Annotated in this window: 1 protein-coding gene; it reads left to right on the top strand. The window is 68.2% G+C overall.

All coding sequences use genetic code 11. The annotated features are described in order from the left end of the window. Positions 1-199: 199 nt before the first annotated feature. Positions 200-1,099 (top strand): DUF1254 domain-containing protein (locus JNK74_28125; GenBank protein ID MBL7650057.1); only part of this gene is annotated, 900 nt, incomplete at its 3' end.

The following is a 1,099-nucleotide window of genomic DNA, read 5'->3' as shown; positions in this document are numbered from 1 at the left end:
ACGGAATCCTCAACGCCAGCGTCTACATCGGGCTCGACTCCTGGATCGGTCCGATCCTGTTCGGCATCGGCGGGCGCGAAGGCGGCGAGCACAACGTCTTCCTGGAGGTGGGGCGTCGTTTCTGAGCCGCACCGGACAGACCGAAACCGTATCCGGCCGGGTGGCCGGAACAACAACCTGGCACCAAGAGAGGCCCACGATGAAAACGCTACCCCTGCTGGCATTGATCCTCGCCGGACTCTGTGCTCCGGCGTACGCCGCCACCGCGCCCGACCTGCAACCTGCGGAAGCCCGCGAGATCGCCCGCGATGCCTATGTGTACGGCTTCCCGATGGTCGACAACTACCGGATCCTTTACGCCTACGCGGTCGACCGCGACGGCCCCGAGTTCAAGGCACCGTGGAACGAGCTGCGAAGCATGGCCCGCGTCTTCACGCCCGAGGACCGCACGGTCCATTCTCCGAATTCCGACACGCCCTACTCGTCGTTGTCCTTCGACCTGCGGCGCGAGCCGCTGGTGCTGACCGTGCCGAAGATCGAAGAGGGCCGCTACTTCTCGATCCAGCTGGTCGACGCCTACACCCACAACTTCGACTACATCGGCAGCCGCACCACTGGCAACGGGGGCGGCCGCTACCTGCTCGCCGGCCCCGGCTGGCAGGGCGAGACGCCCAAGGGCATCGACCGCGTGTTCCGCTGCGAGACCGAGATCGGCCTCGCGGTCTACCGCACGCAGCTGAAGTCGCCGGCCGACCTCGACGCCGTCAAGGCGATCCAGGCCGGATACAAGGTCGAGCCGCTGTCGGCCTTCCTCGGCACCGAGGCCCCGCCGGCCGCGCCGGCGACCGACTACCCGAAGCCGCTCCCGCCCGAGCAGCAGAAGACCTCGCCCGCCTTCTTCGACCTGCTGAACTTCACGCTCGGCTTCGCGCCGACCCACCCGAGCGAGGTCGCGCTGCGCGAGCGCTTCGCGCGCCTCGGGATCGGCGCGGCGCAGGAGTTCGACTTCGAATCGATGTCGCCCGAGTTGCAGGCCGCGGTGAACGCCGGCATGGCGGACGCCTGGGCGGTGCTGCAGGGCGTGATCGCGGAGACCAAT

This window comes from Candidatus Hydrogenedentota bacterium, assembly GCA_016791475.1.
GTDB lineage: Bacteria > Hydrogenedentota > Hydrogenedentia > Hydrogenedentales > JAEUWI01 > JAEUWI01.
Note: the sequence above shows the minus strand (reverse complement) of the source record. Positions and strands in the feature narration are given on the sequence as shown.